General features: G+C 64.3%; 16 protein-coding genes and 1 pseudogene. 10 read left to right on the top strand and 7 right to left on the bottom strand.

The window, feature by feature from the left end; translation table 11 throughout:
• The first annotated feature begins 26 nt into the window (after positions 1 to 26).
• From AWC27_RS03260 to AWC27_RS03235, 6 genes are read left to right on the top strand one after another with little or no spacing between them, the layout of a single operon-like run.
• Positions 27 to 2,105 (top strand): MDR family MFS transporter, encoded by a 2,079-nt coding sequence (locus tag AWC27_RS03260; RefSeq protein ID WP_085669170.1) that lies wholly within the window; start codon positions 27 to 29, stop codon positions 2,103 to 2,105.
• Positions 2,106 to 2,135: 30 nt separating this feature from the next.
• On the top strand, positions 2,136 to 2,630 hold the full coding sequence (locus AWC27_RS03255) for a carboxymuconolactone decarboxylase family protein (RefSeq protein WP_085669169.1): 495 nt from the start codon (positions 2,136 to 2,138) through the stop codon (positions 2,628 to 2,630).
• A gap of 14 nt (positions 2,631 to 2,644) precedes the next feature.
• Complete coding sequence (locus tag AWC27_RS03250; protein ID WP_085669168.1) at positions 2,645 to 3,997, top strand: type I glutamate--ammonia ligase; 1,353 nt, start codon at positions 2,645 to 2,647, stop codon at positions 3,995 to 3,997.
• A gap of 3 nt (positions 3,998 to 4,000) precedes the next feature.
• Positions 4,001 to 5,122 carry an amidohydrolase family protein gene (locus AWC27_RS03245; protein ID WP_085669167.1) on the top strand — a complete coding sequence of 374 codons (1,122 nt, stop codon included), beginning with the start codon at positions 4,001 to 4,003 and terminating at the stop codon, positions 5,120 to 5,122.
• Between the two features lie 21 nt (positions 5,123 to 5,143).
• On the top strand, positions 5,144 to 5,977 hold the full coding sequence (locus tag AWC27_RS03240) for a lysophospholipid acyltransferase family protein (RefSeq protein WP_085669166.1): 834 nt from the start codon (positions 5,144 to 5,146) through the stop codon (positions 5,975 to 5,977).
• A complete protein-coding gene (locus tag AWC27_RS03235; protein WP_085669165.1) occupies positions 5,977 to 6,411 on the top strand; it encodes an SRPBCC family protein in 435 nt (144 codons plus the stop codon). Before AWC27_RS03240 ends, AWC27_RS03235 begins: the two co-directional genes overlap by 1 nt.
• Here AWC27_RS03235 and AWC27_RS03230 read toward each other — a convergent pair.
• From AWC27_RS03230 to AWC27_RS03210, 4 genes are all read right to left on the bottom strand, one after another.
• The gene (locus AWC27_RS03230; RefSeq protein WP_085669164.1) at positions 6,406 to 7,785 is read right to left on the bottom strand and encodes a phenylacetate--CoA ligase family protein; all 1,380 of its coding nucleotides are present in this window, start codon (positions 7,783 to 7,785) and stop codon (positions 6,406 to 6,408) included. The two genes, AWC27_RS03235 and AWC27_RS03230, sit on opposite strands and share 6 nt — an antisense overlap.
• A gap of 530 nt (positions 7,786 to 8,315) precedes the next feature.
• Complete coding sequence (locus AWC27_RS03220; RefSeq protein WP_245846811.1) at positions 8,316 to 8,804, bottom strand: hypothetical protein; 489 nt, start codon at positions 8,802 to 8,804, stop codon at positions 8,316 to 8,318.
• Positions 8,805 to 8,961: 157 nt separating this feature from the next.
• Entirely contained in the window at positions 8,962 to 10,626 is a 1,665-nt protein-coding gene (locus tag AWC27_RS03215; RefSeq protein ID WP_085669162.1) for an alpha/beta hydrolase, read from the bottom strand.
• Between the two features lie 3 nt (positions 10,627 to 10,629).
• Positions 10,630 to 10,953, bottom strand: a complete 324-nt coding sequence (locus AWC27_RS03210) for a WXG100 family type VII secretion target (protein ID WP_264078718.1) — start codon at positions 10,951 to 10,953, stop codon at positions 10,630 to 10,632.
• Positions 10,954 to 11,097: 144 nt separating this feature from the next.
• On the opposite strand from AWC27_RS03210, the pseudogene AWC27_RS03205 reads away from it, so the two are divergent.
• A pseudogene (locus tag AWC27_RS03205) lies at positions 11,098 to 11,648 on the top strand (IS21 family transposase); the annotation flags it as partial.
• Between the two features lie 211 nt (positions 11,649 to 11,859).
• On the opposite strand, the gene AWC27_RS03200 reads toward AWC27_RS03205, so the two are convergent.
• A complete protein-coding gene (locus AWC27_RS03200) occupies positions 11,860 to 12,318 on the bottom strand; it encodes a nuclear transport factor 2 family protein (RefSeq protein WP_372516824.1) in 459 nt (152 codons plus the stop codon).
• Positions 12,319 to 12,383: 65 nt separating this feature from the next.
• Here AWC27_RS03200 and AWC27_RS03195 point away from each other — a divergent pair, with 65 nt between their 5' ends.
• The 3 genes from AWC27_RS03195 (at position 12,384) to AWC27_RS03185 (ending at position 16,438) form a co-directional block, all read left to right on the top strand.
• Positions 12,384 to 13,307, top strand: coding sequence for a dienelactone hydrolase family protein (locus AWC27_RS03195; RefSeq protein WP_085669234.1), 924 nt, complete (start codon positions 12,384 to 12,386; stop codon positions 13,305 to 13,307).
• Positions 13,308 to 13,340: 33 nt separating this feature from the next.
• Positions 13,341 to 15,257 carry a potassium transporter Kup gene (locus AWC27_RS03190; RefSeq protein WP_425437467.1) on the top strand — a complete coding sequence of 639 codons (1,917 nt, stop codon included), beginning with the start codon at positions 13,341 to 13,343 and terminating at the stop codon, positions 15,255 to 15,257.
• A 194-nt stretch (positions 15,258 to 15,451) separates the two neighbouring features.
• On the top strand, positions 15,452 to 16,438 hold the full coding sequence (locus AWC27_RS03185; RefSeq protein ID WP_085669160.1) for an aminotransferase class I/II-fold pyridoxal phosphate-dependent enzyme: 987 nt from the start codon (positions 15,452 to 15,454) through the stop codon (positions 16,436 to 16,438).
• Here the strand turns inward: AWC27_RS03185 and AWC27_RS03180 are convergent.
• The gene (locus AWC27_RS03180; protein ID WP_211281545.1) at positions 16,435 to 16,950 is read right to left on the bottom strand and encodes a LeuD/DmdB family oxidoreductase small subunit; all 516 of its coding nucleotides are present in this window, start codon (positions 16,948 to 16,950) and stop codon (positions 16,435 to 16,437) included. The genes AWC27_RS03185 and AWC27_RS03180 overlap by 4 nt on opposite strands.
• Entirely contained in the window at positions 16,947 to 18,194 is a 1,248-nt protein-coding gene (locus AWC27_RS03175; RefSeq protein WP_085669159.1) for a 3-isopropylmalate dehydratase large subunit, read from the bottom strand. The genes AWC27_RS03180 and AWC27_RS03175 overlap by 4 nt, the downstream gene beginning before the upstream one ends.

Here is an 18,194-nt window from a genome sequence, read left to right as displayed (position 1 = left end):
CAGCGGACGCCGATGGGAAGGCAGCAATGACACGCCCGGGACCAGCGGTCGCTCCGGCTACCTCCGCGGAATTGGCGCCCAGCGCCCGGATCAGCCCGCAACGGCGTAACTTCATCTTCGTCGCAATCCTGCTCGGCATGCTGCTCGCGGCGCTGGACCAGACAATCGTCGCCACCGCCCTGCCGACCATCGTCGCCGACCTCGGCGACGCCGGCCGCCAGTCGTGGGTCGTCACCAGCTACCTACTGGCGTCAACGATTGTCACCGCGCTCGTCGGCAAACTCGGCGATCTGTTCGGACGCAAGCGGATGTTCCAGGCAGCGATCGTATTCTTCGTCGTCGGGTCGGTGCTGTGCGGGCTGGCCCAGTCGATGGCCATGCTGGTTGGCGCCCGGGCGCTGCAAGGCATCGGTGGCGGCGGGATCACGGTGACGGCCAGCGCGCTGATCGGCGAGGTCGTCCCGCTGCGGGAGCGGGGCCGCTATCAAGGGCTTCTGGGTGCGGTGTTCGGCGTCACCACCGTCGTCGGCCCGCTGCTGGGCGGCTACTTCACCGACTACCTGACCTGGCGCTGGGCGTTCTGGATCAACCTCCCGGTCTCGGTGCTGGTGATTTTCGTGGCGACCGCCGCGATTCCGGCGGTGACGGCGTCCAGCAAGCCGGTGATCGACTATGCGGGCATCGTGTTCATCGGTCTCGGCGCGACCGGGCTGACCCTGGCCACCAGCTGGGGCGGCACCCTGTACCCGTGGGGATCGGCGACGATCATCGTGCTCTTCGTCGCCGCGGCGGCAGCGCTGTGCGTATTCGTGTGGGTGGAAAACCTTGCGGCCGAACCGATTTTGCCCATCCGGCTGTTCGGTGGTCCGGTATTCACGGTCTGCTGTGCGCTTTCCTTCGTGGTGGGCTTCGCGATGCTGGGCGCGATGACCTTCCTGCCGACCTATATGCAGTACGTGGACGGCGTCTCGGCCACCACGTCGGGGCTGCGCACGCTTCCGATGGTGGTGGGCATGCTGATAACGTCGACCGGCAGTGGTTCCCTGGTCGGCCGCACCGGCCGGTACAAGATCTTCCCGGTGGCCGGCACCGCCTTGATGGGCATCGCGTTTCTGTTGATGTCTCGCATGGACGTGTCCACTTCGGCGCTGCTGCAATCGCTGTACCTGTTCATCCTGGGCGCCGGTATCGGCCTGTCCATGCAGGTCCTGGTTCTCATCGTGCAGAACACGTCGAGTTTCGAAGACCTCGGTGTCGCGACTTCGGGTGTGACGTTCTTCCGCACGATCGGCAGTTCCTTCGGCGCAGCGATCTTCGGTTCGCTGTTCGGCAACTTCCTCGACGAGAGATTGGGGCGTGCGCTGGCGGCCAGCGGTGCACCCCCGGACGCGGTCAGCTCCCCGGGCGCACTGCACGACCAGCCCGCGGCCGTGGCGGCGCCGATCGTGCAGGCCTACTCCGAGTCGCTGACCCAGGTATTTCTGTGGGCGGCACCGGTCGCCTTGGTCGGGTTCGTGCTGGCGCTGTTCCTGCGCGAGGTGCCGCTGCGCGACATTCACAACAGCGCGGTCGACCTCGGCGACGGGTTCGGCATGCCGAGCACCGACACACCGGAGCGGCTGCTGGAGAACGCCATCATGCGTATGTTGCGTGGCGACCCGGGTGTGCGCCTGCGCAGCATCGCCCTGCGGCCCGATTGTCAGCTCGACGTCGCCGGCCTGTGGGGGCTGCTGCGCATCAACCGCTACGGACAGTTCTTCGGCACGGCCCGGCTCACCGATATCGGCGACCACCTGCGGGTACCGTTCGAAGTCCTCGAACCCACCTTTGCCCGGTTGGTTGCCGGCGGCTACGCGGTGCGTGACGGCGACGAAATGTGGCTTACCCCGGCCGGGGTTCAACAGGTCAACTATGTGTACTCGCTGTTGCTGGGATGGATCGTCGACAAGTTGTCCCGCTCGGCGAGTTTCGCGGGCCGGCCGGACCGCCACGAGGTCGAAGCCGCCCTACAGCGCGTCGCATATCGCGTGCTGACTCAACGTGATTGGCACGACGAAACTTCCACATTGACGGTGCCGCGAGCGGCCGTAGGCCAGCACAGCTAGCGGTGTCTTGCCGGGGCGTACCATCACGCCATGAGCCGAATCGGAACATTCGCTGACGACGACGTCTACGGCTGGGTCATGAAATCCCCGGACCTCGGCGGTGCGATCGCCAACTTCAGTCAGATGGTCTACACCAAGAATCGGCTGCCACTGCGCACCCGCGAGCTGGCGCGGGCGGTGATCGCCGACGCCAACGAATGCATCGTTTGCGCCAACACCCGCGACGCTGACGGACCCGCCGCCGGTGTCGACGAAGAGCTGTACGAGCACGCCACGCAGTGGCGCACCTGGCCGGGCTACAGCGAACAGGAGCGGCTGGCAGCCGAATTCGCGTACCGGTTCGCCACCGAGCACACCGCGCTGCGTGACGACGAAGACTTCTGGAGCCGGTGCAGCGCAGTGTTTTCCGAGGAGTTGCTCGCGGATCTGGCGCTGTCCTGCGCCCTGTGGGTGGGCATGGGCCGGGTGTTGCGCACCCTTGACATCGGCCAGACCTGCAAGCTGACGTTGCCCAGCCGCGCGTAGGCACCAGCGAGGCCATGACTGCCACACCTCTTGCCGCTGCGGCGATCGCCCAATTAGAGGCTGCGGGCGTCGACACCGTAATCGGAACCGTCATGAACCCCGCCGGGCTCACGCACGCAAAAGCCGTGCCGATTCGCCGGACGAACACGTTCGCCGATCCCGGTCTGGGGGCCAGTCCCTCGTGGCACGCGTTTGCCATCGATCAGACCGGTATCGCTTTCACCGAGGAAATCGGGGTGATCGGGGATCAGCGCGTGCGGATCGATCTGTCGGCGCTGCGCATCATCGGCGACGGTCTGGCATGGGCGCCTGCCGCGTTCTTCCAACAAGACGGCACCCCGGTTGCCATGTGCGGCCGCGGCACCCTGGGCCGCGTCGAGGCCGTGCTCGCCGAGGCCGGGATGGAAGCAATGGTCGGCCACGAAGTCGAATTTGTGCTGGTCGGTCCCGACGGGAGCAGGCTGCCGTCGACGATGTGGGCACAGTACGGCCTAGCCGGTGTGCTCGAGCATGAGGCATTCATCCGCGATGTGATTACCTCGGCCGCGACCGCCGGCGTTGCGATCGAGCAGTTTCACCCCGAGTACGGTGCCAACCAATTCGAGCTCTCGTTGGCTCCGGCGGCACCGCTGGCCGCAGCCGACCAATTGGTCCTGACCCGGCTCATCGTCGGTCGCGCGGCGCGCCGTCACGGACTACGCGTCAGCCTGTCACCGGCGCCGTTCGCCGGCGATGTCGGATCCGGTGCCCACCAACATATTTCATTGACCACCTCGGACGGCCCGCTGTTCTCCGGTGGCACCGGTCCAGCTGGCATGACAACGGCCGGTACGCAGGCGGTGGCGGGATTGCTCAGGGGACTTCCGGAAGCGCAGGGCGTCTTGTGCGGATCCGTCGTGTCAGGTTTGCGCATGCAGCCCGGCAATTGGGCCGGGGCCTATGTGTGCTGGGGCATCGAAAACCGGGAAGCCGCAGTGCGTTTCATCCCGGCCGGCCCGGCAAATCCGCATGGCGCAAACGTGGAAGTCAAGGTGATCGACCCGTCGGCAAACCCGTACTATGCGTCGGCCACCATCCTTGGGCTCGCTCTCGACGGAATCAAGACCAAAGCGGTGTTGCCACCGGAAACGACGAAAGATCCGGGGCAGCTTTCCGAGATGGACCTAGCCAGAGCCGGCATCGTGTGTCTGTCGGAGTCGCAAATCAAGGCAATTTCCACCCTTGGTAATTCAAAGCTGTTGCGCGACATACTCGGTGACCCAGTTGTCGACATGGTCGTCGCGGTCCGCCGGCTAGAGCATGACCGCTACAACGAATTCGGTCCCGACCACTTGACCGACCAGTTCCGGATGGCCTGGAGCCTTTAACGGGTGTCTGACTCGTCGGCGCTGGCCCAACACATCGGCGAAGTGGCGCTCATTGATCAGCACGTCCACGGATGCTGGCTGACGGCGGGGGACCAGCGGCGCTTCGAGAACGCGCTCAACGAGGCCAACACCGAGGCGCTTGCGGCGTTCGATTCCGGATTCGACTCCCAGCTGGGCTTCGCAGTGCGCAACCATTGCAGCCAGATTCTGAAGTTGCCCAGACACGCGCAGCCGCAAGACTATTGGGAACGCCGCTGTCAATTCAGCGAGACCGAGCTGGCCGCGCTGTTTCTCCGTGCCGCCGGTGTGTCCCGGTGGCTGTTCGATACCGGAATCGACGAGGACACAACCGATCTTGCGACGCTGAGCGACCTGTCCGGAGGCCAAACCGCGGAGGTGGTTCGGCTGGAGCAGGTCGCCGAGCAGGCCGCGCAGGCACCGGGCGACTACGCCTCGGCATTCGATGAAATCTTGCACCGGCGCATGATCACCGCGGTCGGTACCAAGTCGATCCTGGCCTACCGAGGCGGTTTCGACGGCGATCTGACCGAACCGCCGGCGGCACAGGTCGCCGCGGCGGCCCGGCGGTGGCGCGACGAAGGCGGCACCCGACTAAGCGACCGGGTGCTGTTGCGCTTCGGGTTACATCAGGCGCTGCGGCTCGGCAAGCCACTGCAATTGCATGTCGGGTTCGGCGACCGGGACTGCGATCTGCACCGGACCAACCCGCTGTTGCTGCTGGACTTCCTGCGGCAATCAGGGGAAACCCCGATCGTGTTACTGCACTGCTATCCCTACGAGCGGGAAGCCGGCTACCTTGCCCAGGCGCTCAACAACGTCTACGTCGACTGCGGGTTGAGCGTAAACCACCTGGGGGCGCGGGCACCGGCGTTTTTGGCCAGGCTGCTCGAGCTCGCGCCGTTCCGCAAGATCGTGTACTCCTCGGACGGGTTCGGCCCGGCAGAACTGCACTATCTCGGTGCAACCCTGTGGCGCAACGGAATTCACCGCGTCCTAGGCGAGTTCGTCGCTAGCGGCGACTGGAGCGAAGGCGATGCCATTCGGGTGGTCGATTTGCTCGCCCACGACAACGCCGCCCGCATTTACGCGTTTGGCCCCGGGTGACACCGGGGTATATAGGCGGTTATGGGAGCCCTCGGCGATGCCTTGAACTGGGCGCGGACGCAGGTCGTGTCGCGGGTACCCAAGGCCGACCTCGACCAGCGGGATCCCGACTACATCCGCGATCAGCTGCCGGGCACGTGGCTGCTGGCGTCGTTGTATTTCCGGGCCGATGTGCGGGGGATGGACCGAATTCCGGCCGAGGGACCGGTACTGCTGGTCGGCAACCATAGCGGCGGCAACGTGCCCCCCGATACGTTCGTGTTCACCCTGGCGTTCTGTTCGTACTTCGGCGTCGAGCGGCCGTTCTACCAATTGGCCCACAATTTGGTGGTGTCGGCACCGCCGCTGGGCTGGCTGCGCAAGTTCGGCACCGTCGCGGCCAACCACGAAAACGCCCGGCTGGCACTGGATTCCGGGGCGGCGCTGCTGGTCTATCCCGGTGGCGACTACGAAGTGTTCCGCCCGTCCTGGGAGCGCCACCAGGTCGACTTCGGCGGGCGCATGGGATACGTGCGCCTGGCCCGCGACGCCGGCGTGCCGATCGTGCCGGTGGCCAGCGTCGGCGGCCAGGAGAGCGCACTGTTCCTCAACCGCGGCCAATGGCTGGCCAAGCTGCTGATGGCCGACAAGCTGCTGCGGCTCAAGAGCATTCCGATCTCACTGGCCCTGCCGTGGGGTCTCAACATCAGCGACCTGGCCGGCCACATACCACTGCCCACCAAGATCGTGATCGAAGTCCAGGACCCCATCGAGGTCGACGGGGATGACCAGGCCGTGCACGACAAGGTGATGGAAAGTCTGCAGGGCGGCGTCGACCGTCTGGCCGCCGAACGGCGATTCCCGGTGATCGGCTGATGCGCGTCGAACGCCGTTGCGTGATCAACGCCGACCGCGACGCGGTGTGGAAAATTGTCAGCGCCCCGGATTGCTATCCGTCGTTCATGACCAACCTGGAACGCTGGGAGAGCGCAAACGACCAGGCCACCGGCGTTGGCGCCCGATACACCGTGCACTGGAAAATCGGTTCGGTTCCCGTCGGCGGCCTGATCGAGGTGGTGGAGTTCGACGAGGGCCGGGACCTGGCCTGGGTCGGCATCACCGGTGTCACGCTGCGCGGTCGGATCAGATTGCGCGACGCCGCCGACGGCCGGACGAAGGTCACCTTCCGGCTGTCGTATCAGGCGCCGGGCGGAATATTCGGATACATCGCCGATCGGATAGCGGTTCGTCAGGTGGGTCGTACCCTGGCCGGCACCTTGAAATGCCTTAAGCGACTTGCCGAATCATGACTGCTTCACCCCCTTTAGCGGCACGAAGCGCCGCAACTTTCCGCTGGCCTGGTGCCGCTGCAGGCTGTCGGCCACTTGGATATTGATCGTCGGATTCGCCAACCCATAGCGGCGCAGCGCGGCGATCAGCGACGCGGTCAGCGCCTGCACTCCTGGGCTGCCGACGACCTGGATATCGGCTCCGGTCGCGGTCTGGGTGACCTGGTACTCCGAAATCCGCGGATCGGTACCCAGCACGTGACGAAAGGCGATGGCGGGCACCGTCGTTTCCCCGTACCCGAAGTCGTCGTCGCGGCGCCCGCCGATATCGGCGATCCGGGCGAAGGAACTGCCGCAGGCGCAGTTGCCCTCCAGCGGCAAGACCTGGTCGCCGAGGTCATACCGGATAAACGGAAATGTGCGATTGGCGAGTCCGGTGGCCAGCGTCCGCGCAGCCGGCTCACCGGGGCCGACCGGTCTGCCGTTGTCGTCGACGCGTTCGAGGACGACCTCGTCCTCGCACACGTGCAGTCCCTGGCCATACCCGCAGCCGACGGCCTGCACGCCGATTTCCGTTGAGCCCCATAGGTTGTGGATGACCGGCTGCCACGCCTCGGTTATTGCGGTGCGGTCCTCGTCCAGCAGCGGCTCGGAGTTGGTGCTCACCCGCACCGGGTTGATGCGAAGCTGCCCGGCCAACTGCGCGCGGGCCAGCCGACCGATCACCGTCGGATAGCCCACCAAATGAGTCGGCCGGGCGGCCGACACCGCGGCGAGCACCTCGCCGAACGGTGCACCCGCACCGATCACCACGGTCTGCATGTTCGGCGCGGTCGGCACGTCGAACAAGGGCGTGCTGGCGTGCGGCGGCACACCGGCCGACAGCACGGCCAACCGTGCCGGGCCGGACCCGGGACTGCGGCGCTCGTCGCGCGCCTGCATCCGCCAGGCTAGACACGCCGCCGAAATGTAGAAGCTCCAATCCCACACATAGACACCGCGCACCCCGCTGGAGCCACCCGAGCTGAACACCTGTTGATCGCTGTCGGTGTACGAAAACCCTTGCTGCTGCGCAAGAACGCGCTCGGCACCGGCGCGGTCGAGATCGACACAGGTGACGATGGCATCCCACTGCTGCTGGGCGTCCTGCTTGGTCATCATCGGCAGCGAGGCAAGATCGGCGATCGACGCGCCGGCGGGGTCGAGGCCGCGCAGCCGCCGGGCGTGAAATGGCGACCGCTGCATGGCATAGCTGAGAAAGGCCCGCAGGCGGTGGTTTTGGTAGTCCTCGATCTGTTGGCGCGACCAATCCAGTCGGGTCAGGTGACCTTCGAGAGCGGCCCCGACCGCATCGAGATGCGCTGCCCGCATTCGCTCGTACGCCGCCCTTGGCATCACGGCTACGAGTTTGACACGTAACCGTTTTGCTGGGCCTAACCAGGCTTCACCGAGACGACGTACGCCATCCCGTTCAAAATTTGCGGGGTGTTGTGTTTCTCGGTGAGGGATGTGAAGTCTGTCCTCCCGTCACCCGCCGGGGATCATCGGGAAGCGGCTGCGTTCATCAGGCAGATCGGGCCGAAAGCACGGCGAAATGCCTTGAAGGCTAGGGGGATAGTCGGGAGCGACCAGGAGCTCGAGCTGGCGCATTGGTTCGGCAGATCCATGCCCTGGGCGTTTGTGTTTGAGATTACGTGCTGCACCTTGCGTGCTTGCCAGCCACTGGCGGGCGGACTTGCCAGACTTGAGGGTGTACACACCAGCAGTGAGCGAGTGGGCATGGGACGGCAAAGGCACCGCAACATCAGGATTTTCAGTGGAATGTCCGCAGGCACAGCCATTTACGTGGAATGCCATCCCATACCGTAGATCAATACCCCGGTTAGGCCCGGTTAAAATGAGTGGACGTGAAGTCGATCCTCCCGTCACCCGCTGAGGATCATCGGGAACGCGCTGCGGTCATCGGGCAGATCAGGCGGAAAGCAGGGTGAGACTCCCCCGAGGGTGGGAGGGTAGTCCGGCCGGGACGTTGATTCGATGCTCAGGCTGTATCCGTCAGGGGCGTAACCAAAGCGGTTGGGCTTGTAGAAGCCGTCTCGTTCGTAGACCTGCCAGCCCCAGCTCTTCCAGGTTTCACCGGCTTTGGCAACGAGGGCGGCGAAATCGGTGCCGGGTGGAGGCTTGAGGTCGCCGACCGTGGAGAACTCTATCGGTGGTGTGCCGCTGACGACGTCTTTGCATGGGGTGGTTTTGGCGCCGCCGCCGTAGCGGGTGGCGTCAAGGGTGGTTCCTGGGGGGAGCGCCTGCAGGGTCTTCTTGAGGTAGCCGATTACCGTATCTTGGGCCTGCTGTTGGCTTTTGGGGATGACGGGTTGCAGCTTCCATCCCGGTGGCGGTGGTGGTGCTGATTCCATGGGCGGTCCTCCAAGGGGGGTAGCGCCAGTCGGCGTTGGGGGCCCGAGCGGGCGTTCGTGACTGCAGGCACCGACGAACATGACCAACACGAGAGCGCAGAGAATACGCACCGCGGGTCGCTGACTGACTTCGTTCATTGGTGCCTAACGTCCTCCATCATTTGGGGATGGGCTGGGGAGGCGGAACGCCGGCGATGACGGCGCCCATGTTCCGTAGTGCCGGGTTGTCGTAGTCCCAGTAGCTGCTGTGCGCTGCGACGCTTGGGGATAGCCCGAGCGGGTCGCTGCTGGGGCCTGATGCTGCAAACAAGCGTGTCGCACCGAAGTCGGCGGCCGCGGGATCGTGGCCCAGCGTCATGTCGGTGACCAACTCAATGATGTCGTTGCGTGCCCTCATTGAATAAACGTTGGCACCCGGATCGAGGTTGAGGTCGCCCGCGTGATGGACAAGCATGCCGGGGCTGCCGACCGCGATGACGTTGTTGGCGTCCAGATGATTCCCACCTGATGCGGCCCCGCCGACCAGGGTTGAGCCATAGCTGTGTCCGACCACCGTGTCGATGGATGGGGCTCCGACGTGGGAGGCGCGCTGCCCGGCTTCAAACGCATCCAAAGCGGCTCCGCCCGCCTGAGCACGATCGGGCCATGCCGCTTGGAAGAGGTCCATCGGACGGTCATAGCCCATCCACGTCGTTACCGCCACGTCGCCGGGCCTGAGAGTGGGATCGGCCCGCAGTGCGGCTCTGTACATGGCCAATGATTTCGAATCGCTGCCCTCGAAGGCAGCGAGGTCTTGGCCGGTGCCGGGCACCAAGATCGCATTCCGCGTAGCGTAGTCGGGGTTCCCGATCGCGACCGCGGCGTGACCTTTGTCGTCAATAAGGCCAAGATACCGGGGTACACCATCCTTGCGGTTCAAGTCGGCCTGCACTGCCTTATAGCCGTCAAGGCTATGCCGGGCCGCCAGCAGTTGGGGCGCAAGGGAATTGAATTCGTTGGTCGTCGCTGCGCTGTGGTCGCCCATATAGATCTGGCGTGCCAGCGCGTCGACGCGTTGCTGCAGACTGTCGACGTTAGCTTGTGCCTGTTGCTGAAGTTCTGGCAGATGTAGCCGGTTGTAGTGGTCCTTGCCTAAATGGTCGGGCGGGTCCCACGGCATGCCGGGGTGATTACCGATGTTGTGGTCTTGGCTGTATAACCAGTCCTTTTCTTCCGGGGTGAGCTTGTTCCACAGATCGGTGAATTGGTTGGGGTCCTCCGGCAATGGCTTTGACAACGCCTGCTGAATGTCTGGCCGATTGTCATGGGGCCCTGGGGGAATAGGCGCGTCGCCATCGGCCATATTGATCGCGGTAGCCAACTCCTGATCCACGGCGTTGGCTTCGGCCACAATCGCAGTCAAACGCGCCTGCAGTGCCGCGCGCTCTTCTTGTATCTTGGCCCAGTCCGCAGCGCTATATCGCGCCCTGGGAATGGCCAGCACTTGGTTGCTCAGGGGGTCAATTTCCATCTCCGCGGCGGTGACATCTGCCCGCAACTTCGCCAGGTCGGCTTTGACCTTGTCGATGTCGTCGGCGGCTTTGCCCGCTGCCCGTGCCACTGCCAGCGCCTCATTGCCGTGGTCGTCAAGGTCTTGGCGAATCGTCGCGTTTTGGTGCGCGGCGGCATCATGGGCTGCGCCCTGCCAGGTCGTGAATATCGACAGCGACGATAATTCGCGACAAGCCCCAGTAGCGGCCTGCGATCGGGCGGTGGCCGCGTGAAATACCTCGCGCACTGCCTCCGCGTTCCACCGATCGATGTCGGCCACCGATAGGGTCATGCCTCAGTGCCTTAGCGAAGCCCGGCTATCGGCAGCGGCAGCGACGTCTGCGAGCGCTTGTGCGCGTTGCGCCTCGGCGGCCGCGTACTGTGCGGCCGCATCTTGTAGCGCGAATCCGTGATCTGCGACCTTGCCAATCAAGGCCTGCGATGCTGTTAGCCAGCGGGCCATCCTGGCGATGAGCACCATCGCAGATGCGCCGGCCCATCCGTATTGGGCTGCCTCGACGCGATTGTCGGCGGACAGAAACGCGGTCGCCAAATCCTCGGCTTGCCCGCTCGCGTGCCGTCCCGAGGACATCAACTGCTCCAAGTCAACGTCAAGCACTCTCATCCCCTTCCTGGCGGGTGACAACACTACTACCACTTATCTCCGTGCAAGATTCACTGAAGGATTGCCGCGGAGGGCGGTTACTGCCGCTCGTCCAGTAACCGGTCGATCAGCACCGTGCTCGGCGTGCAGTACATCCCGTCGGCTATCGCCGACCGGGTCGGCTGGACGGGAGAGCGTTCGTGGTTCAGCGAGAACGTGTCCAAGATCAGGCCGCAGTAGGCGCGGGCCGATCCGTGTGACCGGCTGGTCCATCGGCGCGGTGAGCAGTTCCAGTGCGATCTGTGGTTCCCCGGGCAGGTGGTGCCCGACCACGGCGGGCTATTGCGCTCGTTTCCGGTCTCGGTGATGGTCGCCGCATATACGCGGTTCATCGCCGCGTTGATGATCCCCTCGTGAGTCACCGGGATCTGCTGGCCGGGATGGGGCAGCTGCTATCCGGCGGCATCGGCGCAGTCCCACGAACAATGTTGTGGGACAACGAGTCCGGTATCGGCCAGCGCGACCGGCTGGCTGACGGTGCAGCCGGGTTCTGCGGCGTGCTGGGCACCCGCCAGGTTCAGGCCCGGCCGTATGATCGTGAAACCAAGGGGCTCGTGGAGCGGGCCAACGGGAATCTGGGAACCTCGATTCTGCCGGGTCGGACGTCTAGCTCACCGGCCGATTTCGACACTCAGCTGACCGACTGGCTTGGGCTGTCGTCGGTTAGTGCGTTGGTGACCTTGCGCCAGCTTGGACATCGGCATCCGCACCGGCTCGTCCCCGGGAATCTTCCCCTCGTCGGCCATGCCAGGAGGGGAGGAGTGCGGCCAGATCCGGCAAACTGTTGGTCACATCAATGGTGTGATATAGAGCGTTGTCGCCGGCGACTACCGGCCCGAGATCGGCCCGCGGTGGGACCGCTCAGACGAGGCCGGTGGCGTCAAAAACCCAGCTACTGTCACCGCTCGCCAGGTTCTCGAAGTGACTGGGCGGGGCGAAGCTGACCAGGGTGTTCATGTCCCAATAGTCTTTCCAGACAGCGATTTTCCCGTCGACAACCCGGTGGACGGTGACGAACCGCAGCACCCCGCTTTCCCCGGAGGGGAACGTCCAGGTCTCGGAGTGCTCGTACATGACATCAGAACCGTCGGCCAGCAACGTGCCGTCATGATTCTCGTAGCCCGCCAGCGGCTCCAACCCGATCTTGAGGCGCTTGACGATGTTCTCCGGGCCCCGGGCCGATACCGCCGGCATCGGCATGTCGACGTAGAGACAGTCCTCCGACAAGAACGTCTTGACCGCATCCCAGTCCCGCCGCGAAAGGGCTTGCCACATACCCACTACGACACCTTGGGCCGAGATCATAGAAACATCTGTCATAACGGCCAATTAACTCGGTTGACAGTGGGGTGTCAACCACAGCTTTCGCGCGCATACTCGCCAACGTGACCTCGCTACAGCACTACCTCGCCGAAGAGATCGCGACCGACCACGTCGACGGCTTGCTGACCAGACGCCAAGCCATGCGACGGCTGGCCTTGCTCGGCGTAAGTGCGGCAGCCGCGAGCGCACTGATCGCGGCCTGCTCCAAGCCGCAACAACCAGATCAAGCTCCCGCCGGCCCCACGTCCGGTGCGACAAGTTCGGCCGGTGCCCCCACCTCAGCCCAACCACCCGGCATGGCCGGTGCGCTACCCACCTCGCCCATTACCTGGCCCGGCCCCCAGGGCCAGCTTCAGGCCGCGTGGGCGCAGGCCGCGAACTCCAAAGGCGCTGTGCTGGTCATCCATGAGAACAAGGGATTGAACGACTGGGTGCGGTCGGTCGCCGGTCGACTGGCCGGGGCCGGGTATTCAGCGATGGCCGTTGACCTGTTGTCGGGAAAGGGCGGAACCGGCGCCTTTGCCGACCCCGCCGAAGCAACCGCTGCACTGGGCACCATTTCGCCCGAGCAGTTCGTCCACGACCTCAATTCCGCTGTGGCCCAACTGAAGCTGCGGGCTCCCGGACAGAAGGTCGGCGTGGTCGGCTTCTGTTTCGGCGGGGGATTGGTCTGGCAGCTGCTGGCCGCGGGCGCACTGGGAGTCTCCGCCGCCGTCCCGTTCTATGGACCGCTCCCGGACAACGCTGACTTCGCCGGGGCCAAGGCTGCCGTGCTGGCAATCTATGGCGCCCTCGACAATCGCGTGACCGGCTCTCAATCGGCGGCCAAAGCAGCACTCGAGCGCGCCAAACTGGTCAACGAACTGGTCGTCGAACCCGACGCCGACCACGCATTCTTCAACGACACCGGTCCGCGCTACAACCCAGTCGCGGCGGCCGACGCCTGGCAGCGGCTATTGGAATGGTTCGGCCGGTACCTGGGCTGAGTACGATCAATCGTGCAAACAAATCCCGAACCTGTGTTGCGGCAACGGCTCGGCACGGTCAAAGCAAGCCCGGTCAAGGCAACCGCCGTGGTGGTAGGTGCACTCGGTGTGGTGTTCGGCGACATCGGCACCAGCCCCATCTACACGATCCAAACCGTCTTCAACCCCGATGACCCGCACCCGGTGCCCATCAGCACCGACAACGTGTACGGCGTCGTGTCGTTGATCTTCTGGTCGGTGATGCTGATCGTGACGCTGACCTACGTCAGCCTGGTGATGCGAGCCGACAACCACGGCGAGGGCGGCATCATGGCGCTCATCACGCTGCTGGGCCGTTGGCCCACGCGCCGTGCGGTCATGGCCCTGAGCGCCTTGGGCCTGTTTGGCGCGGCGCTGTTCTTCGGCGACAGCATGATCACCCCCGCGATCTCGGTGCTGTCGGCGGTCGAAGGCGTCAAGGTCATCGAGCCGCAACTCAATACCTGGATCGTGCCGATCACCGCGGTGATCATCATCGCGCTGTTCGCCGTGCAACGGCACGGGACCGGCGCCGTCGGGCGCCTCTTCGGGCCGGTGATGATCGCTTGGTTTGCCGCGATCGGTGCGTGCGGAGTGGCAGGAATCGCCGATCATCCAGAGATCCTCAAGGCGCTCTCACCGGTGTACGCGGCGAAGTTCATGGTCGGGCATTTCCACTTCGCGTTCTTCTCGCTTGCCGCAGTTGTGCTTTCGGTGACCGGCGCCGAGGCGCTGTATGCCGACATGGGGCACTTCGGCCGGCGCGCGATAACGTCGGGTTGGCTGTTACTGGTGTTGCCGGGATGTGCCCTCAACTACCTCGGCCAGGGCGCACTGCTGCTCGGTAACACCGGAGCCGTCAGCGCGCCCTTCTTTTTGCTCATTCCGGATTGGGCACGGTTGCCGATGGTGCTATTGGCCACGGCCGCGACGGTGATCGCCTCGCAGGCCGTGATCACCGGTGCATTCTCGGTGGCTTCACAGGCCGCTCAACTTGGTTATCTGCCGAGACTGCGGATAGCCCACACGTCGGAGTCGACAATCGGCCAAATCTATGTGCCGTGGATCAACGGTCTATTGCTCATCTCGGTGCTCACTCTGGTGTTTGCGTTCCGCAGTTCGGCTGCACTGGCTTTCGCGTTCGGAATGGCGGTCACCGGAACGATCACGATCACCACGCTGCTGTTCCTCTACATCGCCCGTACCCGGTGGGGAACACCGCTGTGGCTGGTCGTGACAGGCGGCGGGGCTCTGCTGTTGGTCGACGTGATGTTCCTGGCGGCCAACCTGACCAAACTGGTGCACGGGGCCTGGCTGCCGCTGCTGATCGCCGTAATCGCCTTCACCGTCATGACCACCTGGCAACGCGGACGCGAAATTGTCACCCACGCAAGGGAAGAGGCCGAAGGGCCACTACGCGAGTTCGTCGACGGCCTCGCCGCGGGCAAGCCGCCGGTGACGCGTGTTCCCGGAACGGCAATTTTCCTCAACCGGGGCAAACAGACCGCGCCGCTGGCCATGCGCGCCAACGTCGAACACAATCGGGTGCTGCACGAGCAGGTGGTGATCATGGCGATCGATACGCTTCCGGTGCCCCGAGTGCCCGAGTCCGGGCGGACCCAAGTTGACGCGCTCGGCTACGCCAAGGACGGCATCGTCCACGTGACCGCACACTTCGGATACATGGAAACGCCGAATGTCTGTGCTGCGCTTCGGCAGCTCGATCCGGCCCAAACCGAGGGCCCGATCGCCGTCGACGAAGCTTCCTACTTCCTGTCGAAGCTCGAGCTGATCAAAGGAACGGCACCAACCATGGCGCCATGGCGCAAGCGCCTGTTCATTGCGACCTCGTACAGCACCGCCGACGCGGCCGAATACTTTGGGCTGCCACTGGACCGTACCGTGATCATCGGTGCGCGTATCGAAGTCTGACGCCAGCGGGCGCCGCTACCAGTTGCAGTGACGCCAGCGGATTTTCGCACTAGCGCTAAGCCCACAAAAGGCCGCTTAAAAGCTGATAAAAATTCGGAGCATACGCTCCTTTTTGGCTGCCCATCTGGGTACACTGTCACCCACGAGCACCACGACAAGCGGATTCGGGGACAGTGACAACATCTAACACAAGTGTGGCGGTGGCCGATTCCTGCCGCTACGAGCTTGGTCTCAGCGAGAACCCGTTTCCGCCTTTGCCATCGGTGCGCAGCGCCATCGATGAAGCCATGGCGCGCGCGAATCGATACCCGGAATTCTTACCGCAGCGGCTCGCCCAGATCATCGCCAGTCACATTGATGTGCACCAGGATCAGGTCATAGTCGGGGCCGGGGCCACCGGTGTGGCCATGCAGATCATCGATTCGGTGACCCGGCGCGGTGACGAAATGATATACGCGACACCAACATTCGATGGTTACGCGATCATAAGCCGCATCCTGGGAACTACGCCGGTTACCGTACCGCTGGATACGTTGGGCCGTCAGGACCTCGCGGCCATGGCGGCCGCGCAAACCAGTCAGACCGGCGTGATCGTCGTATGCCGGCCGCACAACCCAACCGGAACGATCGTCGAATCCGCTGAACTCGAGGACTTCCTGAGCCGCGTTTCCCGGCATGTCACCGTCATTTTGGACGAGGCGTACGTGGAGTTTCTGGAGGGCCAGGATGCGATCGACGCTCGCGCCATCGTATCCAAATATCCCAACGTCTTAGTGCTGCGCACTTTTTCGAAGGCGTACGGGCTTGCCGGCCTCAGAATCGGTTATGCGTTTGGCGCCGCAGAGCTAGCGGGCCGAGTTCGCGCCCGGCAGGTGCCGTTCGCCCTGGGGGTAGTTGCCGAAGCCGCAGTGCAGGCGTCCTACCGCGCCGAGAGCGAGTTGGCCGCGCGGGTCAGGACGATCGTCAAAGAGCGCGACGATCTTCGAAACGCATTGGTGGAAAGCGGGATTCCGGTGCCGCGAAGCCACGCGAACTTCCTTTACCTGCCGTGTGCCGGCGTGGCAGAAATCCTGTCCCGCGCCAACATCGGCGTCAAGGCGTACCGGGATGGCGCTGCCCGACTGGCGATCGGCGATCGACCCGCCATGCGAGCGGTACTGCGCGCATTACGGATACGCTAGCCGCTGCGGATTTTTTCCGGTTTGTCCAGCATTTCCAGTAGACCTCCGGCCTGCCAGATCCGCTGCACGAAGGCACCCGGTGGTTCCAGCGCGATGTGATCGTCGGCATCGGTGTGCAGCGTCCACGTGGCGAAGTCCAGTTCGATACGCTGGCCGGCTCTGATGCGATGCCGGTCGTCCGGGTCGGCGAAGGTCACGCAGGGCAGCGCATTATTGGTGGCACTGCGGTAGAAGATGCGGGCGAAATCGACCGCCACGATCGCGGCTATTCGATTGAGTAGCAGGCTTTGTATCGAAGTTTCACGGCTCGACCCGCAGCCGAAGTTGCGCCCGCCAATGATCATGTCTCCCGGCATAATTGCCGGCTGCAGCTCGGGATCGAACTCATGGAAAAGTCCCCGCTTGACGACCTCGCGGTCCAGGCTGAAGAACGACGGCGGGTGGATGACGTCGGTGTTGACGTCGTCGCCGAAAGCCCATGCGTGTCCGCGCACCGGGTTCAATTGGCTCATGCGATCGGTCCTCCCACGTAACCGTGCAGCGCCGCCAGCGCGACCGTTCGCGGGCTGGCCAGGTAAGTGCGACTGTCCCAATGCCCCATCCGACCCCGGAAGTTGCGGTTCGACGTCGAGACGCACACGTCCTGCGCCCCGAGCACGCCCTTGTCGATTCCGCCGCAGGGACCACAGCTGGATTGGTTGAACAAGGCGCCGGCTTCGGTCAGCGTTTCGACGTACCCCAGCTTCAGCGCCTGCTTGAACACATCGACCGAGGCGGGAATGACGACGAACCGCACCCGGTCGTTGATCTGGCGGTCGCGCAGTACCTCGGCGGCCACCTTGATGTCGGAAAGCCGGCCGCTACTGCACGACCCGAGGAAGGCCATGGTGACCGGCGTGCGCTCTAACGAGTCGACGGGGATGACGTTCGCCGGCGACCACGGCTTGGCCACCATTGGACGCAAACTGGTGAGATCAACCTCGATCTCCCGCTCGTACTCGGCGTCGCCATCGGGACGCGTTACCGTGCTCGGCGGCGCACCGTCGCGCTGCTCCAGGTATTCCATTGTCACCTCGTCGGGCACGAAAGTGCCGAATTTAGCACCCATTTCGACGGCCATGTTGGCGATCGCGAATCGCTCGTCCTGAGCCAGCTTCGGTTCGGCGTGGTCGTGAAATTCCAGGGCACGATACCGACCCCCATGCTCGCCAAGCTCGGCCAGCAAGTGCAGGACAATATCTCGCCCATTGCAACTAGGGGGAAGTTCGCCGCGGAAGGTGATTTTGATGCTGTTCGGCGCTCGCATCCAGGTAGTGCCGGTGGCAAGTGCGAACAGAATATCGGTGGAGCCCATACCGGTGGCGCAGGCACCCACACCGCCGGCCATGATGGTGTGGCTATCGGCGCCGACGATCAGGCTGCCCGGTTGGCAAAGCCGATTCTCAACCAGCAACTGATGGCAGATTCCCTTGTCCACCAATAGGTTTCCGACGCCGTGGCGACGCGAGAAGTCGATGAATCGTCGGGAAATGTCGGCGCGGTCGGCGGTGGCCGGGGGAGAGAAGTGGTCGTTGGTGAAGATCACCCGGGTGGGATCCCAAATCTCAAGTCCCCGTTGTTCGAACCGCTCCATCAGCAGCCCGATGGTGGCGTCGTGGCCGAGTAGCGCGTCGACGCGAACCTGCTGGACGGCGGCCGACGGCTCGTAGTCAAGGGCGTGCGCGCGCAGAACTTTGTCGCTGATCGACTGGCCCAT

It is taken from the genome of Mycobacterium szulgai, assembly GCF_002116635.1.
Classification (GTDB): domain Bacteria; phylum Actinomycetota; class Actinomycetes; order Mycobacteriales; family Mycobacteriaceae; genus Mycobacterium; species Mycobacterium szulgai.
The sequence above is the reverse complement of the archived record's forward strand: the minus strand, read 5'-3'. Positions and strand labels throughout refer to the sequence as shown.